This window comes from Parabacteroides sp. An277 (assembly GCF_002159645.1).
Classification (GTDB): domain Bacteria; phylum Bacteroidota; class Bacteroidia; order Bacteroidales; family Tannerellaceae; genus Parabacteroides.
Genome location: NZ_NFJB01000011.1, coordinates 69,519 through 90,934, shown reverse-complemented (window position 1 = coordinate 90,934; position 21,416 = coordinate 69,519). Strand labels below are relative to the sequence as shown.

The following is a 21,416-nucleotide window of genomic DNA, read 5'->3' as shown; positions in this document are numbered from 1 at the left end:
GAAATTGCGTGGCAAAAATATCGCCGGATTCTTTTGCGCCGCGGAATCGCGCGGCAAAAATATCGCCGGATTCTTTTGCGCCGCGAAATCGCGCGGCAAAAATATCATTGAATTCTTTTGCATCGCGAAATCGCACGGCAAAAGAAAAAAGTTTCTTTTTTGCCATGCGATTTCGAAATGCAAAAAATGAAGAGAGAGAAGGAATATGCTCCGGAATCAAACGGGTTATTTTACGTCGATTGCCTGTAATTCTTGCGAGATAGAGGCTTCCTCCAAAGCCGGATATTCCGTTTTGTACTTGTCGGTTACGTCTTGTTGGAGCGTATAGAGGGTATCCGTATTGGAAATATACTTGCTGAACGCGTAAATTACCGTTTCGCCTGAAGCAAGCGTGACATTGAGTTGCTCATAGCGTGTGCCGTCCTCCTTATATTTCTCTTGTTTTTGGAAAACGCCTGTTGTCGGGAAGTCGTTGGGCGATTTGTACATGTTTAATTCGCCGTTTGTGCTGTCTGCAGCCATGTAGACAAAATGATATTCTCCCCCAAGCTGGACGGGCAGTTCTTCAGCGGCACGGATTTGGAGCGTCGTGGTCTCATTTTGCGTCAAACCACCTCCGATGATAGAGACGGTTTGGCTATTCACCATAAAACGCTCTTCGGGATAAGCCACTTCGACTGTCAGTGTATATAAATTACCCGAATGGTCTTGAATTGTGACTTGGCTGGAACCTGGTCCGACGGGGTAGAACGTGATGGTTTGTCCGTCGTACGAGAAGCGGACCACCGCCTCGTTCGAGTTCGAGATGGAATAAGCTCCGTCGCCTCCAGAAATATAAAAGGTGTCGCCACTGCTAAAAGGCGAAAGCTTGAAATAGGTACCATTATTCGTAATAAGCTCGTTTCCTTGTGTATTGACTAAAGAAATCGCATCGTTATCGTCTCCACACCCTGTGAGGCAGCATGCACAGGCTGCCATCAAAAGCACTTTGCATAGTTTCTTTGTATTCATGTCATTCATTTTTATGTTATCGAAGTGCCAAAGGTAAGAATTAAATTGAAAATGAAAAATGGAAAGTTGAAAAATTGTTTTTCAGCCTCCCATTTTCCGCTTTTCAATTCCGATTTACACGGTCAATTCTCCGAGAGGATGTATCCATCTTCCGACAATACGGCTTGGAGTTCGGCAAGCGGCTTTTCTTCGCCCGTAAATTCAATCGTGGCTATGGGCGGATTAAGCGAAACGACTGCTTGCACACCTTCTATGCCATTCAAGGCTTTCTCTACTCGCATGCGGCAATGGTTACACATCATGCCTTCTACTTTGTACGTCTTTTTCATCTGTTTATTATTTATGTTGGATTTATGAAATTGCGTTATCTGTTTCTTTCTCAGCCGGAGGCTATTCGTGACGACACTTACGCTGCTCATGGCCATCGCTGCGCCCGCAATCATCGGGTTTAAGAGGAACCCATTTACCGGATAGAGTACGCCTGCCGCGATGGGTACGCCTATCATGTTGTAGATAAAGGCCCAAAAGAGGTTCTGCCGGATGGTGCGAACCGTCAGTTCGGAAAGCCGGATGGCCAACGGAATCTTGGTTAAGTTGGAGGAAATGATTGTCATCTTGGCCACGTCCATGGCAATGTCGCTTCCGGATCCCATGGCGATGCTGAGGTCGGCCTGTGCGAGGGCGGCGCTGTCGTTAATGCCGTCGCCGACCATGGCCACGCGCTTTCCTTTCGCTTGTAATTCTCGGATGAACGCGGCCTTTTCATCTGGGAGGAGATTCGCGCGAAAGGCTTTGATGCCGGCCTTTTGGGCGATGGCGCGTGCAGTCGGTTCATTGTCTCCTGTGAGCATGTAGGTTGTGATGCCCATTTGGGTTAATTCCTCGATGGCCGTGCGCGATGTATCTTTAATGCAATCGGCAATAGCGATAAGTCCCAGCGCCTGCTTGACATCAGCGAGCCAAACAACTGTCTTCGCCTCCGCTTCCAAACGCGCAGCCTCCTTTTCTAGTTTTTCGCTGATGGAGATGGACAAAGAGGCAAGCCAAGCTCGTTTACCTATCCAGTATTCTTTTCCCTCGATACGGCCCCGGATTCCTTGTCCTGTGCAGCTTTCGAATGATTCTACTTCGAGCAGGGAAGTCGGGAAACGGGCGACGATTGCTTCCGCCAACGGATGCTCGGAACGCTGCTCCAATGCGGAGACAATAGCCGCTTGCGGTTCCTGTTCCCAGCAGACATCCGTCACGACCGGCTTCCCTTCGGTTATCGTACCCGTTTTGTCTAATACGATTGCATCTACTTTACAGGCTATCTCCAAACTCTCGGCGTCTTTTATCAAGATTCCTTGCTCAGCTCCTTTCCCGATACCTACCATGATGGCTGTCGGCGTGGCTAATCCGAGCGCGCAAGGGCAGGCGATAATCAATACAGTGACAGCCGCCAGCAAACCATGTGTAAAGCCTTCTGTCGGGTCGAAGAGTAGCCAACCGAGGAAAGCAATCAACGCAATCCCCATAATGACAGGCACGAACACGGCCGCAATCTTATTGACCAACTGCTGTACAGGTGCTTTGCTTCCTTGCGCTTCTTGTACGAGTCGGATGATGTGGGCGAGTTTGGTTTCGCTCCCGACCTTTTCGGCTTGGAAACGGAAGCTTCCTTTCTGGTTGATAGTGCCGGCAAAGACTTGCGCACCTGCCTGCTTGTGGACTGGAATCGGTTCGCCGCTTAACATACTCTCATCCACAAACGAACTACCTTCCGATACGGTGCCGTCTACGGCAATGCGTTCGCCCGGATGCACCAACAATGTATCGCCTATCTGTATCGCTTCCATGGCGACGATTTCCTGTTCTCCTTCCGGAGTCAGGCGCGTCACTTGTTTGGGTTGCAAGCCCATGAGCCGCTGAATCGCGCTAGATGTCTGTCCTTTTGCTCTCTCTTCCAATAATCTTCCTAGCAAGATGAAGGCAATAATCGTACTTGCCGCCTCGAAATAAACGTGCGGTTCGATACCGCGGCTTAGCCAGAAATCGGGAAAGAAGAGGTTGAAAAGGCTGAACAGATAAGCGATACCCGTGCTGTTCGCTACCAGCGTATCCATATTGGCCGAGCGATGCTTGAGCTGTTTCCATGCGTTAACGAAGAAGCTGCGCCCGAACCAAAAGAGGACAGGTGTAGATAGAATCCATGTGACATATCTCGCATAGGGATTGTCCATCAAGCACATACTCACAATCATTACCGGAATAGCCAATAGGATAGCGCCTGCTGTACGCCGTTTCAGTTGGCGAAGCTTGGCATTGTGCGCCGCTTCCACTTGCTGGGGCGTGTCTTTTCCGAGGTCGACAATCAAATCATACCCTTCAGCTTGCAAAGCAGCTTTCAGCGAGTCGGGCGAACAAAGCGTCGGGTCGTATTCGACGGTCGCTGTCGCCGCAGCATAATTGACGCTTGCCTGGCAGACGCCGTTTTGTTTGTTCAGCGTTTTATCGACACGGGTTGCACAAGCGGCACAACTCATATTCAGAACAGGAAAAACCTGTTTCGTGATGTTTTCTTTCATCTTCTTTGCTTTTTTAGATGATGCAAAGATACGCTGCTCCGGGACAAGGCGTGTTATGGAATTAAGGAAAGAATTTATAGAATTTGGTCGATGGGTTTGCGCATGTCTTGGGCGCGTTGTTTGAATTGGCTTGGTGTCATGCCCACCACTTGCTTGAATTGGGCACTAAGGTAAGCTGTGCTGGAATAATTCATGAAATCGGCTATTTCTCCGAGTGTGAGTTCATTGTCGGCCAACAGTTCTTTAACGCGTTCTATCTTTTGGGCAATGAAATACTTCTCGATGGTCGTACCACACACCTCCGAGAAGAGTTTGCTTAACGCACTATAATCCTGCCTGCATTGCGCTTCCAAATAATCCGAAAGGTTGGTACGTATGTCGTTATTTTTTTGTCGGACCAGACGGAGTATCGCCTGCTTAATATTCTCCACCGTTAAGTCGCGTTTATCTTCTATCAGTTCGAACCCTATTGCATCCAGAGCCTTATGGATATTTTCCCGTTCGTTTTCATTTAATATTTTCTCAATGGTGGCTTCGCCCAACGACACCGATGAAAAGGGAATTTCATACCGATGCAAAACGTCGCGCACCGCCATGATGCAACGCGGGCATACCATGTTTTTAATATGTAGTATGGTTTGAGGCATTGATTCTTCTTTTTTCCAAGGTTAAAAGCATCCTTTGCTTACCTTGCAGTAGAAAAGAACCGGCAAGAAAAGGATATCTTCCTTGCCGGTTTTCATGAATTTTGCTTATAATTAATAGCTTAGATACCTAACGATGCCTTAATAGCTTCAATTTTCTCAAGCGCGGCTTTGTCTGCAGCTCCGAGTTCTTCTACGCTATTTACTTTGGAATGTACTTCCACATAGAACTTGATTTTTGGTTCTGTACCCGACGGGCGGATGGAAATCTTCGTTCCATCTTCCGTGAAGTATTGAAGTACGTTGGAAGTAGTCGGCATATCGAGTGTCAAAGTCTCGTTCGTTACATAATCTTTGCTCTTCAATGTAGAGAAATCATTGAAAAGAACTACTTTCGAACCTGCAATTTCTGCCAATGGGTTCTCGCGGAAATGTTTCATCATGGCTTCAATTTCTTCGGCACCACTCTTACCCTTTTTGACAACCGAAATACCTTTTTCTTTCGAGAAACCATATTCTACGTATATCTTCTGCAAGAGTTGGTAAATCGTCATGCCATTATCTTTTGCCCAAGCGGCAATCTCAGCAAACATAGCGCAAGCAGAAACCGCATCCTTGTCGCGTACGAAATCTTCACATAAGAAACCGTAACTTTCCTCACCTCCGCCAATGAAGTTCAATTTGCCTTCATTTTGTTTCATAATGGCTGCAATCCATTTAAAACCTGTATAGACATCGTAGAATCCTACGGCGTTACGTTCGGCAATCGTGCGGATGGTTTCCGTGGTGACAATCGTCTTTACGATGTATTCTTTGCCTTGGATTTTACCTAATTCTTTCCAACGTGTGATGAGGTAGTACACAAAAATCAATGCGGTTTGATTTCCATTGAGCAATACCCATTCGCCTTCGTTGTTCTTTACGGCTGTTCCCATGCGGTCGGCATCCGGGTCAGAAGCCAATACCAATTCAGCATCGGTCTCTTTGGCCTTGGCAACTGCCATTGCTAAGGCAGCAGGTTCTTCCGGATTGGGTGAAACAACCGTCGGGAAGTCTCCGCTTACTACATCCTGTTCTGGCACATGGATGATGTCTGTAAATCCGAATTCCTTCAAAGCCATCGGGACTAAGCGTACGCCTGTACCATGAATCGGCGTATAAACAATCTTCATGTCGTGGTGGCGCTGGATGGACTCAGGCGAGAGTGATATCGTCTTTAAGTCACTCACGAATGCTTTGTCGATATCTTCTCCGATAGTTTCGATGAGATCAGGATTGCCTTGGAAGTTGATGTCGGCCGCTGACCGTATTTTATTTACTTCGGCAATAGTGTTCTTGTCGTGCGGCGTAATCATCTGCGCGCCGTCGTTCCAATAAGCTTTGTATCCGTTATATTCTTTCGGATTATGAGATGCTGTCAGGATGATACCGCTTTGGCAACCCAATTTACGGATGGCGTACGACATTTCAGGTGTTGGACGGAGGCTTTCAAAGATATATACCTTAATGCCGTTAGCTGAGAATATGTCTGCAGATATTTCTGCGAATTTTCGGCTATTGTTACGGCAATCGTGTCCGATAACCACCTTGATTTGTGTTACGTCGGTGAATTCTTTCTTAAGATAGTTAGACAAACCTTGCGTTGCTGCGCCTACGGTGTAGATATTCATGCGGTTTGAACCTACACCCATGATGCCACGCAATCCACCTGTACCAAATTCCAAATCCTTGTAGAAGGACTCAATCAGTTCGGTCGGGTCTTCTTTGTCTAATAATGCTTGTACGGCCGCTCTTGTCTCGGCTTCATAACTCTCAGTAAGCCAGCCTTGTGCCTTACTTCTTACTTGTTCAAGTAATTCATTGTTTTCCATGTCTGTACAATGTTTTTGTTTATTTGTGCGTAAATGTACGAATTATTTTTGGAAAATGGCGTGTTTTCGGAAAAAAGTTTTCGGTTATTACTAATTATTACCAAATAAATGAATGCTTGTAAGTGGATATGTTTCCGCAAGCATCTGTAGCTATGATTTTTAATTCATGTTTTCCGCGTGTGATGTTTTCTTTCTCAATGCGACACGAAATGGTAGAATGTTTGTCCATTTCGAACAGAACGAAACGTCCGTCTATGGTGCCTTTATAGCTTTTTACACCGCTTAGATTGTCTGTAAGGCGGAAATTGAACCTTTTTCTTTGTATCCATTCGGAGGAGCGGAGCGGTGTGATGCGTGGAGCTACTGAATCGATAGCCAGCGTATATGTACCTAATTCGCGAATACGTCCGTCTATCCATCCGTTTCGGTAACGGCCTCCTATCCACGAACGACGTGTACCTTTCCATATCACGATGCCATATTGTGCCTTGTTTTCGAGCGAATCTTGTTGCAGCCGGAGTGAAAGGTAACCTTGTTGGTGGAGCGGCACCGGCTTGTTATGTAATATATGTATAGGGGCGATGCGTCCTTCCTCTTCGCGGAAGGCATACCGGAAATGAATATCATGGTAAAGATTACCCCGTGGAATACGTAATCGGATACCTCGTGCTCCAAAAAGGTTAAGCGAATTCCAATGGAAGAGTTCGGTACCTTCGGTCGAAAGAGGCGGGATGTCTTGTTTTTTACCTTCGATGCAAAGGTACATTTGGGTTTGATTTCCGTAAGCATCTCGTAATGTAAGTGTCAGCATATAAGGATGTTCTTCATAGATATCCAAATAACCTCGGTTCTTTCCTTTCAGGAAGTGGAGGCGGTTTCCTGGTTCGATGAAACATTTGGCATAAAACTGCCGTTGATGCGTATAGGTTTCGTAGTCTGTCCAGGCGTTGATATATCGGTTTTCGTCGAAGCTGAACCGATCTATATAACTATGAAATAACTTTTCGCCCTTTTCGTTTTCGAGGAGGATTTCTTTGACGCCGTAAATGTTACTCGTGCCGTCCATGTAATCATTGGCCCGGATAGCCAACCCGATTCGTCCCCAAGCTTGGATGCGTGCATGAAGTGCGGGACGGCCTTGCGCGTCGTTTGATACGTTCCACGTCTGCTTCGTACTTTTCCCATTGACGACACCTTCTCCTTCAACGGGTATCGCCATAAGGGAGAGTAGCTTCGGTGCGCGCGTATCTGGAATGAGGTGTTTATAATAAGGTAAAGGGTCAATGAGCTCTTCTGTCTCTGTATCACGTATTTCGAAGTGGACGTGCGGACCGCCCGAACTGCCTGTGTTCCCACTATAAGCGATGAGTTCGCCCGCTTCGAATGAAAGACTGTCGGAAGTAAACGTTAAATCAAGAGCGAAAGATTCGCGCGCTTGTTGCGCTTCGCGGACGATGCGGGCGATGCGTGGGGCAAATCGCTGGAGATGGCCGTAGACTGTCGTCGTCCCATCCGCGTGTGTTAGGTAAAGCGCATTACCATAGCCCCATGCGCTGACGGAAACGCGTGAGACGAATCCCGCCTTGGGCGCATGTACCGCTTTGCCCTCCACGCCTTGCGTCTTCATGTCGATCCCGCCGTGGAAGTGGTTCGGGCGCAATTCCCCGCAATTCCCCGCCAAGAAGAGCGGAAAATCCAGCGGGCTGTTCCACGTTTCTTGCGCGCAAAGCGTAGTGGCGCAAGCCAAGAGATAGATGAAAAAAAGTTTTATTTTCATTTGTTTATCTTTAGATGGGCAAAGGTACCTATTTCTTCCCACTTGACCAAATCTGTTCCGAATCAGTTCCGACCATTCACACGCGTGCCTCTTTTTATTCAAAGTGATGAATTCCGTCATCTACGCCGTCGTATTCATCGTTTGCGCCGTCCTTTGATTCTATGTAAAAGGAATACTTATTTTTCGGTCTTTTTCTTTTTTTCTGGTTCAAAGGAATCAATTCGTTCTTCGTTCTTCGTTCTTTTTCCTTGATGAAAAAGAACCAAAAAATCAAGGCTTCGTCTGCTTCGCTACTCTCTCCCTGCACTTCGCTATTCACATCGCAAACTCGCTTCACTCAAACAGCAATGCTCAACTCCGCTTCGTTCCGGTCGTTCGCTTTACGTTCACCAGACAGAGGCCAGTCTAATTACTAATTAAAAATGAATAATTAACAATACATTTTTATCATTTTCTATTATCTATTTCCAATAGCTCCGGCCTAACGGAAGCGGCGTAAAGCAAATTTCAAGCAGAGCGAAAAGAAATCTCGGCTGTTTGAGCGAAGCGAGTTTCCGAGATTTCCGCACTGCGCCGCGAATTTGTAGCCGCTGAAGTGTAAGCCTTGACTTTTTGGTTCTTTGGGGTCAAACCAAAAGAACAAAGAGAGACATTGGGTCTTTGATCAAAACAAGAAAAAAGAACGAAGAAAAGATGATTATTTGTTTCGATTTGAGGAACGATGGAATCTAACGGAATGCGGCGTAAAAACAATGAAATGATTCGTTCGATGATTGAATTTATATTATTATACAATAATTTATGAAATAGAGACATTTTGACACTTTGTCCGATACAAGAAAAGTGCTTCGTGGTTAAATATAAGAATATCAACTCGGGAGATAGTTAAAAGCGTTATTTTTAACTTCTATTTGCACAGGGAAAAACTGGTTTTGGATGTGAAAATTGCACAAAGAAAAGTAGATATTATTAGTAGCGCGCGAAGAAAAAATGGATTGTAGCTTTTCTTCGGCTTGTAATCGTTATCGCAAGGATTTGTTGGAAGACGAAGCATGGCTTTATGCAGTTACAATGCTTTGTGGCAAAGAGACGTTCCCTACGAACTTCTTCTGTTACTACAAGAAGTGTAGCTCGCTGGAGAGCGTGGTGAGAAAATGAGCACGGAGACGAGGACTAAAACGTAGGAAATTTGCATGTCAGGATAAAATAGGGTATATTTGCGTCCGAGTAATAATTTTAGGAAGATATGATTATAAGTTCAATTTTAGATACTGATTTATATAAGTTCACGACCTCGTATGCGTATGTGAAACTGTTTCCGTATGCCAGCGGCACCTTCGTGTTTAAAGACAGGGACGAAACGCGCTATACGAGTGAATTTATTGAAGCCCTGCGGGAAGAGGTACAGAATATGGCGAAAGTATGCCTGACGAAGGAGGAGTTAGAGTACATGGCTTCGCATTGCCGTTTCGTTCCGCGTGTTTATTGGGAATGGCTCCAGTCATTTCGCTTTGAACCAGAGCGGATTCAGATTTATTTGGACGAGCAGCACGAGTTGCATGTCGAAGTAGAAGATTACTTGTATAAGGCGACGCTTTACGAAGTTCCGCTTTTAGCGGTCATTACCGAGTTGGGTAACCGTTTGCTGGGACATGTGGCGGAGCGCGACAACGTATTGGCCCGTCTGTTTGAGAAGGTTGAGCTTTCCAACCGGCACCAGCTTCCTTTTTCTGAATTTGGGACGCGCCGGCGTTTCTCGTTCGCAGTGCAAGATGGCGTGATTAATTATCTGAATGAAAATGCGCATTATTGTTCGGGGACGTCGAATTGCCATTTCGGAATGAAGTATAATATGAAGATGATGGGGACGCACCCACATGAATGGTTTATGTTTCATGGCGCGCAGTTTGGGTATAAACATGCCAATTATATGGCGTTGGAGAATTGGGTGAATGTGTATGATGGCGATTTGGGGACGGCTTTGTCCGATACCTACACGTCTGAATCGTTTTTGTCGAATTTCAGTCGGAAGCAAGCTAAATTATTTGATGGCGTGCGGTGCGATTCAGGGGACGAGTTCGAGTTTATTGATCAACTTGTAGCGCGTTATCTTGATTTAGGAATCGACCCTACGACGAAAACCATCATATTTAGTAATGCGTTGGATTTTAATAAAGCTCTCCGTATACAAAAGCATTGCAAAGGGAAGATTCGTTGCTCGTTTGGCATCGGGACGAACCTCACGAACGATACTGGATACAAACCTTCGAATATTGTGATGAAGCTTTCCCGCTGTCGCATGAATGTGAATCAGCCGTGGCGCGAGTGTGTCAAATTGTCTGACGATGAAGGGAAACATGTCGGGAGCGAACGCGAAGTTCAAGCCTGCCTTTACGAATTAGGAATCTTGGGTAATTAAAGAGTCGTGGGCACAAAATAGGAAGAGGAACGTAGAAATTCCCCTCTTCCTTCTTTTGTACTTCATTAAAATGTACTATCTTTGCCCAGAATTAAAAGCAAACTTTTAAAACCGAAAAAGAAAATGGTAAAGAGTGCATTACAAATGGCAAGAGCAGCTTACCAACCAAAGGTACCTGCTGCATTGAAAGGTGCGGTGAAAGCCGTAGATGGAGAATATACACAGTCTGTTGCAGACCAAGAAGAAATCAAGAAATTGTTCCCGAATACGTATGGTATGCCGGTGATTACGTTCGAGAAATCGAATGAAGTTAAGACGTTCCCGGCTATGAATGTAGGCGTTATCCTTTCGGGTGGACAAGCTCCTGGCGGACACAATGTGATTGCAGGTTTGTTTGATGGTATTAAGGCACACAATCCGGCATCTCGCCTCTATGGTTTCATCTTAGGTCCTGGTGGTTTGGTAGATCATAAATATATGGAATTGACTTCCGATATCATCGACGAATACCGCAACACGGGTGGTTTTGACATGATTGGTTCAGGTCGTACAAAGCTGGAGACGAAAGAACAATTCGACAAAGGTTTGGAAATCTTGAAAGAACTGGATATTAAGGCACTGGTTATTATCGGTGGCGACGATTCGAATACGAATGCGTGCGTATTGGCTGAATACTATAAGGCTACAGGTGCTGGTGTACAAGTAATTGGTTGCCCGAAGACCATCGACGGCGACTTGAAGAACGAACAGATTGAAACTTCGTTCGGTTTCGATACCGCTTGCAAAGTTTACTCGGAAGTGATTGGTAACATCGAACGCGACTGTAATTCGGCTCAGAAATATTGGCATTTTATCAAGTTGATGGGACGCTCCGCTTCACACATCGCTTTGGAATGTGCTTTACAGACCCAGCCAAACATCTGTATCATCTCGGAAGAGGTAGAAGCTAAGGATATGTCGTTGGACGATATCGTTACTTATATCGCCGGTATTGTGGCTAAGCGTGCAGCGGCAGGCCATAACTTCGGTACAGTATTGATTCCGGAAGGTTTGATTGAGTTCGTTCCGGCTATGAAGCGTTTGATCGCCGAATTGAACGATTTCTTGGCTAAACATGACGCTGAATTTAAGATGATTAAGCGTAGCGAACAGCGTGCGTATATCATCAGCAAGTTGACAAAAGAAAACTCTGAATTATATGCTTCGTTACCAGAAGGTGTAGCTCGCCAGTTGTCATTAGACCGCGACCCGCACGGAAACGTACAGGTATCGTTAATCGAAACTGAAAAGTTGCTGTCTGAAATGGTAGGTAAGAAGTTGGCTGAATGGAAGGCAGAGGGTAAATATGTGGGTAAATTCGCTGCTCAACATCACTTCTTTGGATACGAAGGACGTTGTGCTGCTCCGTCGAACTACGATGCGGACTACTGCTACTCGTTGGGTTATACAGCTTCTTGTTTGATTGCTGCAGGTAAGACGGGTTATATGTCATCTGTTCGCAATACGACAGCTCCGGCTGATCAATGGATTGCTGGTGGTATTCCTGTCACGATGATGATGAATATGGAACGTCGTCATGGCGAAATGAAACCCGTTATCCAGAAGGCATTGGTGAAGTTGGATGGTGCTCCTTTCAAGGAATTTGCTTCTCACCGCGACGAATGGGCTGAGAATACTTGCTACGTTTATCCGGGTCCGATTCAGTATTTCGGTCCGACAGAAGTATGCGACCAGCCGACGAAGACATTGCAGTTGGAGCAGGCGGCTAAATAAGCAATGGTACAAATTTTTTAATTAGACAATAGTATTACGAAAGAGTGAGGCGCGCGAGGCGTCGCTTCGCTCTTTCTTCATTTTAATACGTATTCATACGCAGGAAAACATGAACCGAAAAGAATTTCTACAGACATCCGCGCTTTTGTTACCAGCGTCGATGTGGGGCGCTTCGAAAGTACAGGCAGCGTCGGTGGAGCCAACGGCTATTCCTTACTTGGAGAGCACTGCCTATAAAGCCCATGCCCGTACATTGAAATTCAATGCTGACGGAAAATTCAAGATTGTGCAATTCACCGACGTACATTGGGTACCCGAAAAAGAGACGGCTTCGGAAGTGGCGGCCGAACGAATGAGCGAAATACTCGATGCTGAAAAACCGGATTTAGTGATTTATACGGGAGACGTGGCTTTTGGCAAACCGGCTGCTCGTTGTTATGAACGCGCATTCGAACCTGTTATTTCCCGGAAGATTCCGTTCACTCTTACTTTCGGAAACCATGATGACGAGCAAGATTTGAGCCGACAGGAGATATTTGACTTGATAAAGGATATGCCGGGCAACTTGACTGGAACTGTCGAGGGATTGTCGGGCGTGACGAATTTCGTCCTTCCTATCCGCAATGCGGCCGACACAAAAGACGCCTTCCTGCTTTATCATTTTGATAGCCTTTCCTATTCGCCCATGAAGGAGGTGAAGGGGTATGACTGGATAAAACAGGACCAAATCAATTGGTATAGGGAATGTGCTACGAAATTCACGGAGCAGAACGGAGGAAAACCGCTTCCCGCGCTTGCCTTCTTCCACATTCCTTTGCCCGAATACAACGAAGCTGCTCGCGACGAGAGCGCGCTTCTGATAGGCGTCCGCAAGGAACCTGCTTGTGCGCCGAAAATAAATTCTGGTCTTTTCACTTCGATGAAAGAGATGGGCGACGTGTTCGGGGTATTCGTGGGGCACGACCATGTGAACGATTATGCGGTCCGCTGGAAAGACATCCTTCTCGCTTACGGACGATATACGGGAGGCAAGACGGTCTATTGCGACGTTCCGTGGGGAAACGGTGGACGTGTCATCGAATTGACGGAAGGTACGCGGGAACTGACCTCGTGGGTTCGCCTGAAAGCTGCTCGTATTGAAAACAAATTCTCTTATCCTCAAGATTTCTCGGCAGAACCATGGTAAAAGCACAGTTATTGTCAGGCCTGTTGGCGGCGTCGTCTTGTGTGAACATAGTTATCGCTGCCGACTACACAAACGTCATTTTGGTGAATCTGGACGACGTGGGATATGGTGATTTCTCTTGTAACGGAGCGTATGGTTATACTACGCCGCACATCGACCGGTTGGCTTCCGAGGGTGTGCGCTTCACGCATTTCCTCGCCGTGCAGCCTATCAGCGGTGCTTCGCGTGCCGGATTGTTGACAGGCTGCTATCCGAATCGGATTGGATTCGCAGGGGCGCCGGGTCCGGACTCGAATTATGGGATTCATCCGGACGAGATGACGATGGGCGAACTCTTGAAGCAACAATGCTATGCGACAGCTATCTTCGGTAAATGGCACCTCGGCAGCCAGCGGCAGTTCCTGCCTTTGCAAAATGGTTTCGACGAATACTATGGTTTGCCTTATTCCAACGACATGTGGCCCAACCATCCGCAGCAAGGCGAAGTGTTCAACTTTCCCGATTTGCCGACTTACGACGGAAATGAGATAGTGGGTTATAACACAGACCAGAGCCGCTTCACCACCGATTATACGGAGCGCTCTATCGCCTTCATCCGCAAACATCGCGACGAGCCTTTCTTCCTTTATCTGGCACATAGCATGCCGCACGTTCCGTTGGCTGTGTCGGATAAATATAAAGGGAAGAGTGAGCAGGGTTTGTTTGGCGACGTGATGATGGAAATCGATTGGAGCATTGGGGAAGTGTGGAAAACGGTTTGCGAATTAGGCTTGGAAGAGCATACGTTGCTGGTCATTACGTCAGACAACGGCCCGTGGGCGAACTACGGGAATCATGCCGGTTCGGCAGGCGGACTCCGTGAGGCGAAAGCGACGACCTTTGATGGCGGCAACCGCGTCCCTTGCATCGTCTACTGGAAAGGGCATACGAAGCCGGGCACTATTTGCAATCGGTTGGCTTCCAATATCGACCTGTTCCCGACGTTGGCCGAGATAACGGGCGCGCCGCTTCCTGCACGGAAAATCGACGGCGTCAGCATCCTTCCTTTGATTGAAGGCGAGGAGAGCGCAAATCCCCGCGAATCGTTTGTCTATTATTATCACAAAAACGACTTGGAGGCGGTGACGGATGGAGAGTTCAAGCTGGTATTTCCGCACAAGTATGTCACCTATGGGGCGTATGCGCCTGGAAACGACGGCAAGCCGGGGCAGTTGGAGAACGTGGACCTGAAGGCGAGCGAGCTGTATGACCTCCGCCGCGACCCGGGAGAGCGCTATAATGTCCTTCATCAATATCCGGAGCGGGCTGCCAAACTCATGCGTATCGCCGACGAGAAGCGGAAAGAATTAGGAGATAACTTGATGCGTGTGAAGGGCTCGGAAAACCGCCAACCGGGCTTGGTCGAATCAATTCAATAAAATGTATGGTAAAAGCAGCATTCTTTGATATAGACGGCACACTGGTGAGTTTCCAGACGCATGTGGTCTCCGAAGAGACGGTCCGGGCTATTCGCCAATTGCGTGCGCAAGGTGTGAAGGTGTTTATAGCCAGCGGAAGGCATGTGTTGTGGATTAACAATTTGGGCGACCTGGAGGTCGATGGCTACGTGGCGTTAAACGGAGGCTATTGCGTCTCGGGCGAGGGCGAAGTGGTGTATCGCCGCCAGATTCCCCCGGAAGATATCCGCCAGCTATTGGACTATCAACGGGAGCATCCGTTTCCCTGTTCTTGCGTCATGGACGATATTATCCTCACGAACTTTCGGAACGAGGTCGTCGACGAGGTCTATCGCCAGCTCCATATCCTCAACCCGCCCATCGGTCCCATTGAGGGCATAGCCGACAAACGGGTTTATCAGCTTATCGCTTTCTTCACGGCCGAGGAGGAGCCGCGCATCATGGCACACATGCCGCATTGCGTGGCGACACGTTGGCATCCGCTGTTTGCCGACGTTGTCCCGGAAGGAAGTAACAAGGCGGTGGGCATTCAGCATCTCTTGGTGCATTATGGCATCGACCCGAAAGAGGCCATCGCTTTTGGAGACGGGGGCAACGACATCGAGATGCTCCGCTATGTTGGCATTGGCGTGGCCATGGGTAATGCGTCCGACGAGGTGAAGGCCGCTGCGGATTTCGTGACGACGTCGGTCGACGATGAAGGCATCGCTTATGGATTGAAACATTTCGGGCTTATCTGAGCCTACCGGTACAAAGTGCCGCCTGAAGTTCCGGGCAGGTCGTTTTCCGGGTATGAAATGCCGCCCGGAGTTCCGGGTAGGTTTTTTTCCGGGTACGAAGTGTCGCCTGGAGTTCCGGGCAGTTTTTTTCCGGGTACGAAGTGCTGCCTGGAGTTCCAGACAGGTTATTTTCGGGGTACGAAGTGCTGCCTGGATTTCAGGCGGAAGATTATACTCGGCAGCGAGGTTGCCTGGATTTCAGGCGGAAGATTATACTCGGCAGCGAGGTTGCCTGGAAATTCAGGCGGGAGATTGTACCCGGCAGCGAGGTTGCCTGGATTTCAGGCGGGAGATTGTACCCGGCAGCGAGGTTGCCTGAAATTTCGAGCGGGAGATTGTACCGATACGGAGTGTTGCCTGGAAATTCAGGCAGGAGATTGTACTGGTACAACATGTCGCCTGGAAGTTCGGGCGGCAAATTGAGCGGCCTCGGTTGCATCGAAAGGAAAAAGTTGTATCTTTGCGACAGGAAAAAATTAAGCGCAATGAGCAAGTTAGAAAAGAAGAAAGAGAAGATTTGGTACGTGCTGTATACGGCGCCGCGTGCCGAGAAGCAGGTTGAGGAGCGAATCCGGCTGGCGGGAGTGACCTGTTGGTTGCCGCTTCATCGTGCGCCGCGCGTCTGGTCCGACCGGGTAAAGCTGGTGGATTTGCCGTTGTTCCCTTCCTATGTGTTCGTCCAGTGTGAGACTTATAAGTTATATGATTTGTTGCGCCTGACGGGCGTCGTACGAATTGTGTATTATGATGGAAAACCGGCGGTGGTACAAGAGCGCGAGATGGACGCCATCCGGCAATTCCTGGTCGAAGCGATGAACCATCCTTTGTTGGAGGGCGACGAAGCGGAAATCCTGTGCGGAGCCTTGAAGCATGTGTCCGGAAAGGTGCGCCATATTCGCAAGAAGTATGTGGTGCTGTATATCGAGCAGTTGGGCGCGACGGTCAGCGTGAAACTCGACGAAGTGGCGGCCCTCAATCGCCTTCGGTAGCCGTGCGGTAAATGTAATCGAAGTCGACATGCGCCCGCACCCATGCCGCGAGCCGGTCGTATTGTTCCTCTTTGTAAGCGGCATAGTCGAAAGGCTTTTCTGCCTGCGACGCCACCAATCCTTCCGCCAAATAATCCAGTACATCCGGGTTGTCTAAGATACCGTGCAAATACGTTCCCCAACAGGAAGCGTGAAGCAGGTAACCATCCTTCCGTCCGTCTTCCAACTGGGCGACGGGACTTTCCTGCGCATCGGGCAAGGTTTGTGTGTCTCCGGTGTGGATTTCATACCCTTTGTCGGGAAATGCTGTGCGGGAAGCTGTCTGCTTGGGCAGGAAGGTGAATCGGTTTTGGCGAGTGATTTTTTCGGTGTGCAAGACGGTCGTTTGGGGCAAAAGCCCTAATCCCGCGATAGAGGAAAGGTTTCCTTCCGTATGTTCCGGGTCGTCTATCCGTATGCCCATCATCTGATATCCTCCGCAAATGCCAATCACCTTTTTGCCGGCGTGATGAGCCCGAACGACGGCGTCGGCTGCGCCATTCACCCAGATCGTTTGCAAATCTGCCAACGTGTTTTTCGAGCCAGGCAACACGATGATGTCTGCCTTTTCAATCTCCTCTGGGCGGTTCGTGTAATAGGGATTGAAACGCGCGTCGTGTTCCAAGACGTCGAAATCGGTGAAGTTCGACATGCGAGGCAATAAGACGATGGCGACATTGATTTTCCCTTCTTGGCGCGTGCGCCGTTTGCGGTCCAAGACGACGGAATCCTCCTCTTCGATATAAATGTCCCGGAAATAAGGGACGATACCGACCACGGGAAGCCCCGTGAGTTCCTCCAGCATGCGTTTCCCTTCGTCGAACAGTGTGATGTCTCCCCGAAACTTGTTGATGATAATACCCTTCATGCGTGCCTGTTCTTCCGGTGTCAAGAGGGCAATGGTACCATAAACCGATCCGAAAACGCCACCCCGGTCGATATCGGCCACCAAATAGGTATCGGCTCCGGCATAAATCGCCATGCGCATGTTGGTGATGTCTCGCTCGCGCAGGTTGAGTTCGGAAATGCTACCCGCACCTTCGAGGACGATGGGATTGAAGCGCGCAGCCAACCGGTCGTAAGCGACTTGCGCTTCCCGGAAGAGCGTCTCTTTCTGTAAAGCATCCCGGAAATAGGCTTGGGCGGAAAAGGTACCGACTGCATGCCCGTGAAGAATCACTTGCGAGCCAATGTCGGTGGTAGGTTTTAAGAGGATGGGGTTCATGTCCGTGTGAGGTGCGATGCCACAGGCCTCGGCTTGGACGACTTGTGCCCTTCCCATTTCGCCTCCTTCAGGGGTAGAGTAGGAGTTGAGCGACATGTTCTGGGCTTTGAAAGGAGCAGGCGAAAACCCATCCTGCTTGAATATCCGGCAAAACGCCGCGTTGATGATGCTCTTTCCCGCGTCGGAACAGGTGCCGACCAGCATGATGGGTTTCAACTGCTTCTTATGCATGCTCAACAATGTTCGTTTTCTACTTCGTCCGTATGGAGCGGGATGCGCTTGCCGAGGCGACGAGCGCCCTCTTCAGTGATGAGATAGTCTTCCTCGTTGCGGATGCCGCTGAAGTCCTTATACGTATCGAGCTTGTCGTAATCCAAGAATTCGAGGAACTTGCCTTCGCTTCGCCAGAGGTCGATAAGTTCCGGGATGAAATACACGCCCGGTTCGATCGTCAAGACGAAGCCTGGTTCCAGCTCGCGGCCCAATCGCAACGATTTCCGTCCGAACTGCTTACTCTTCGGCTGCCCGTTATAGCCTACGTATTCCTCTCCGAGGTTTTCCATGTCGTGCACGTCTAATCCCATCATGTGCCCTAATCCGCATGGCATGAACATGGCGTGCGCACCGGCCTTCACAGCCTCTGCTGGGTCGCCTTTCGCAAAGCCTAAGTCTTTCATGCCTTGCATAATGACCGTGCAGGCTTTCTCATAGACGTCTACGAACTTGATGCCCGGTCGCAATGCCGCCACCGCTGTTTCGTGGGCTGCTACTTGAATATCGTATACATCTTTCTGGCGTTGCGTGAATTTCTTATCAGCCGGAATCGTGGAGGACATATCACCTGCATAGCCCATTTCGGTCTCTGCACCTGCATCCAGCAGAAGCATATCACCACTTTTGATCAAGTGGCTATGGTCGTGGTTATGGAGCGTTTGCCCGTTAATGGTCGCAATCGTCGGGAAGGAGAGTTCGTAATTATGCTTGAAAGCTGTTTCGGCCACGACTGCTGCCACTTCGCTTTCATAGATGCCGGGGCGGACTGTCCGCATGGCGGCCAGGTGCATGTCTGCGGTGACATTGCACGCCTTTTCAATTTCAGCAATCTCTTCTGCGCTCTTGTAGATGCGTTGATTGACCACGCCCATGATAAACGGCACGGATGGTTTCTCGTTTCCCGGCACGACACCCAACCAGGCGAAGAGTTTCAACTGATGTTCGGTGCGATAGGTCGGGAGGTAGTGGATGGCCTGTCCCTTCTGTTGTGCCTGCTTCAGGTAGGATTCGATTTCGCGGAAGGGACGTACTTCATGCAGTCCTGTGGCTTCGCTCTTTTCTTTCAGGGTCGGTTGCGTGCCCATCCATACGATAGCATCGATGGTCAGTTCGTCTCCGAATATAATCTCCCGGTTGTTGTCTATGTCGATGACGGCCGCCAAACCCGCGTATGGCAGTCCAAAGAAGTAGAGGAAGGTGGAATCTTGCCGGAAGTGGTACGTGTTGTCGGCATAGTTCATGCCCGATTCTTCATTCCCCAAGAAGAGGAGTAGCCCCGAGCCGACCGCTTGCTTCAACTGCGCCCGGCGTGCTTTATAGGTTTCTTTACTGAACATGTGTCTTATCTCCTTAACTTATTGATTTAACTTTTCCCGTAATGCCTGGATGCGCCGGTCGGCCTCCTCTTTCTCCTGTTCTAACTTTTGGATTTCCTGGGCGATTTGTTCGCCTATCTTTTGGTCGATGAGGGTATTCAGTTCGGCCGTCTTTTCCTTCAGTTTCTCGATGGTTTCGGGCGAGAGGTGTCCTGCGTGCTTTTCGATAGCACTGACCAGTTCACGCCATGCGCCCCAGACAGTATGCTCTGGCGAGTCTTTCTTTGCCTTGCCAGTTCCCTTCTTGTATTTGCGGGCAGCGGCGATGAGTGTCTTCTGCTCGTCTGTGGGATTGAATGATGCCAGGCGGTTATAGACCTCGTCGACGAAGCTGAGTGTTTCGTCCGATTTGTCTCCGCTTAGGATTTGATTCAGTTTGTATTGGAAATGATTGCGTTCATCGTCCGGCAAGTTGTTCATATAGAATTCAGCCGTTCGGTTCTTCACTAATTTCTTAATTACGGTCTTTTTTGTTCCAACCTGTGTCATTGTCTTCTGTTTTATTCGAATTGTTACTTTATTTCTTGGAGAGGCAAAGGTACACAAATTTTGCGCTATTTAGTGCGTTTGCTTTAAATAATAGTGGTATCGGTAGATGATTTCTTGGACGTACTGGTAGGTCTCCTGTCCGCGCAGATACCCGTGTTTGCATACGGGGTCGTTGTAGTATTCGGGATCGTTCTTGAGGCGGATGTATTCCGCCACGTGCCCGTCCCAGCGCGTCGGGTCTTTCCCATATTTGCGGGCGAGGCGTTGCGCGTCGTATACATGTCCGATACCGGCATTATAGGCTGCAAGGGTGAACTTGATTTTCTCGTTCGGGTCGGTTATCTCGCTAAAGCCTTGTCGGAAGCGGCGCAAGCAATCGACACCGGTACGTATCCCGACCGCGGGGTCCTTCAGTTCGTGGGGCGTCACGCCGAGTTGCCGTGCCGTGTTGGGCATGATTCCCATGAGTCCTTCGGCTCCGGCCCACGAGACCACATGCGGGTCGAACTTCGACTCTTGATAGGCAATGGAAGCGAGCAGTTGCCAGTCCCATCCCAAGAGGGGTGCATATTTCCGGAAGAGCGCGTCGTAGGGCGAGATGTGTCCGTTTTTCACCGTCGGGACTGTCGTGTCCTCTTGCACTTTGCTTAGTTCGAAGTAGCGTTTGGTAATGGCGGTAAAGGAGGTGCGCCGTTTCGTGTCGCTGGCCCACGTATCGATGGCCTTGGCCAGGAGCGGAGAGGTAGGCCGCACGGCCCAGGCCGACCGTTGCCGGAAGCTAATCTTGAGCCGGGTGTCGAGGTTCCAATAGTAGGTGCGGTTCAAGCGGGCGATGTTATCATCGCTCACGGTATAGCGTATCTCGCCCGTCGACACCCGCTCAATGAGGTCTTCGTTCGAGAGCGAGTCCTCGTCTGCGTATGCTATCACGATGCCCCCGCCCAGCTCTTCGTTCAGGTGTTGGAGGCGTTCGTCGTATTTGGAGCCGCGCTGGACGTATACCGTCTTTCCTATCAGTTCGGTCACGTCGGTCAGTACCGTATCGCCCGGATTGGCGCGCTGCACAATGACCTGGCTTGTCTGCTGCTCGTGCCCGCAAAAGAGGAGTCGGCGTTTGCTTTCGTTGCTGATGAACGTGGGGTAGGCGATGAGGTCGGCCTGCCCGCTCATGAGGAGCGAATCGAGCTGTTCGGTCGTATGTGCCGTGAGGATGCGTAGCTCCAACCCATGCGCTTCGGCAAAGTCTTTCGCGAGCTCATACTCGTAACCCATCGGTTGCATTTTGTATTGGAAATAAGAGGTGGAGCTATACAGCGTGGCGGCCACGAGTGTGTCGCACGACACGATCTCGGGCAGGTCGCGCACAAAGGGCTCCTCTTTCGCTGCTTCTTCTTTCTTCTCTTGGCAGGCAAGTAGGGCAAACAAGGCCAGCAAGGCCAATAGGGCGGGTCGTTTCATGTGTGTGCGTGTTATATTATATAATGTATAGGAAATGGGGGTATCAGTTAATGCGTCGTTAACTGACCAGTTAAAGCACCGTT

Annotated in this window: 17 protein-coding genes; 7 read left to right on the top strand and 10 right to left on the bottom strand. The window is 49.0% G+C overall.

Translation table 11 applies throughout. The features are described 5' to 3' along the window. Window positions 1–225 precede the first annotated feature (225 nt). The 6 genes from B5F77_RS06210 to B5F77_RS06185 all read right to left on the bottom strand — a co-directional run bounded on the left by B5F77_RS06210 (window position 226) and on the right by B5F77_RS06185 (window position 8,189). Window positions 226–1,011 carry a hypothetical protein gene (locus B5F77_RS06210; RefSeq protein ID WP_140392822.1) on the bottom strand — a complete coding sequence of 262 codons (786 nt, stop codon included), beginning with the start codon at window positions 1,009–1,011 and terminating at the stop codon, window positions 226–228. Window positions 1,012–1,133: 122 nt separating this feature from the next. Next, window positions 1,134–3,578 (bottom strand): heavy metal translocating P-type ATPase, encoded by a 2,445-nt coding sequence (locus B5F77_RS06205; protein ID WP_087329045.1) that lies wholly within the window; start codon window positions 3,576–3,578, stop codon window positions 1,134–1,136. A gap of 74 nt (window positions 3,579–3,652) precedes the next feature. Beyond that, on the bottom strand, window positions 3,653–4,225 hold the full coding sequence (locus B5F77_RS06200; protein ID WP_087329043.1) for a helix-turn-helix transcriptional regulator: 573 nt from the start codon (window positions 4,223–4,225) through the stop codon (window positions 3,653–3,655). Window positions 4,226–4,344: 119 nt separating this feature from the next. Continuing rightward, entirely contained in the window at window positions 4,345–6,093 is a 1,749-nt protein-coding gene (locus B5F77_RS06195; protein ID WP_087329041.1) for a phospho-sugar mutase, read from the bottom strand. 97 nt (window positions 6,094–6,190) lie between these two features. Beyond that, the gene (locus B5F77_RS06190) at window positions 6,191–7,870 is read right to left on the bottom strand and encodes a M23 family metallopeptidase (RefSeq protein ID WP_087329039.1); all 1,680 of its coding nucleotides are present in this window, start codon (window positions 7,868–7,870) and stop codon (window positions 6,191–6,193) included. A gap of 94 nt (window positions 7,871–7,964) precedes the next feature. Next, on the bottom strand, window positions 7,965–8,189 hold the full coding sequence (locus B5F77_RS06185; protein WP_087329037.1) for a hypothetical protein: 225 nt from the start codon (window positions 8,187–8,189) through the stop codon (window positions 7,965–7,967). 671 nt (window positions 8,190–8,860) lie between these two features. Between B5F77_RS06185 and B5F77_RS15700 the strand changes: the two genes are divergently transcribed. From B5F77_RS15700 to B5F77_RS06155, 7 genes are all read left to right on the top strand, one after another. Continuing rightward, window positions 8,861–9,028 carry a hypothetical protein gene (locus tag B5F77_RS15700; RefSeq protein WP_162607963.1) on the top strand — a complete coding sequence of 56 codons (168 nt, stop codon included), beginning with the start codon at window positions 8,861–8,863 and terminating at the stop codon, window positions 9,026–9,028. Between the two features lie 88 nt (window positions 9,029–9,116). Beyond that, window positions 9,117–10,289: a nicotinate phosphoribosyltransferase gene (pncB, locus tag B5F77_RS06180; protein ID WP_087329035.1), complete on the top strand. Its 1,173-nt coding sequence runs from the start codon at window positions 9,117–9,119 to the stop codon at window positions 10,287–10,289. A 123-nt stretch (window positions 10,290–10,412) separates the two neighbouring features. Continuing rightward, on the top strand, window positions 10,413–12,062 hold the full coding sequence (locus tag B5F77_RS06175; RefSeq protein WP_087329033.1) for a diphosphate--fructose-6-phosphate 1-phosphotransferase: 1,650 nt from the start codon (window positions 10,413–10,415) through the stop codon (window positions 12,060–12,062). A gap of 109 nt (window positions 12,063–12,171) precedes the next feature. Then, complete coding sequence (locus B5F77_RS06170; RefSeq protein ID WP_239445751.1) at window positions 12,172–13,248, top strand: metallophosphoesterase family protein; 1,077 nt, start codon at window positions 12,172–12,174, stop codon at window positions 13,246–13,248. Next, on the top strand, window positions 13,242–14,666 hold the full coding sequence (locus B5F77_RS06165) for a sulfatase (RefSeq protein WP_087329029.1): 1,425 nt from the start codon (window positions 13,242–13,244) through the stop codon (window positions 14,664–14,666). Before B5F77_RS06170 ends, B5F77_RS06165 begins: the two co-directional genes overlap by 7 nt. Before the next feature lie 5 nt (window positions 14,667–14,671). Then, entirely contained in the window at window positions 14,672–15,445 is a 774-nt protein-coding gene (locus B5F77_RS06160; protein WP_087329027.1) for a Cof-type HAD-IIB family hydrolase, read from the top strand. Between the two features lie 524 nt (window positions 15,446–15,969). Continuing rightward, complete coding sequence (locus tag B5F77_RS06155) at window positions 15,970–16,473, top strand: UpxY family transcription antiterminator (protein ID WP_087329025.1); 504 nt, start codon at window positions 15,970–15,972, stop codon at window positions 16,471–16,473. Here B5F77_RS06155 and B5F77_RS06150 read toward each other — a convergent pair. From B5F77_RS06150 to B5F77_RS06135, 4 genes are all read right to left on the bottom strand, one after another. Beyond that, window positions 16,457–17,968, bottom strand: a complete 1,512-nt coding sequence (locus B5F77_RS06150) for a cobyric acid synthase (RefSeq protein ID WP_087329023.1) — start codon at window positions 17,966–17,968, stop codon at window positions 16,457–16,459. The genes B5F77_RS06155 and B5F77_RS06150 overlap by 17 nt on opposite strands. A 2-nt stretch (window positions 17,969–17,970) precedes the next feature. Next, entirely contained in the window at window positions 17,971–19,347 is a 1,377-nt protein-coding gene (locus B5F77_RS06145) for an aminopeptidase P family protein (protein ID WP_087329021.1), read from the bottom strand. An 18-nt stretch (window positions 19,348–19,365) separates the two neighbouring features. Further along, a complete protein-coding gene (locus tag B5F77_RS06140) occupies window positions 19,366–19,875 on the bottom strand; it encodes a hypothetical protein (protein WP_087329019.1) in 510 nt (169 codons plus the stop codon). A 69-nt stretch (window positions 19,876–19,944) separates the two neighbouring features. Further along, window positions 19,945–21,333, bottom strand: a complete 1,389-nt coding sequence (locus tag B5F77_RS06135; protein ID WP_087329017.1) for a transporter substrate-binding domain-containing protein — start codon at window positions 21,331–21,333, stop codon at window positions 19,945–19,947. Window positions 21,334–21,416: the final 83 nt, after the last annotated feature.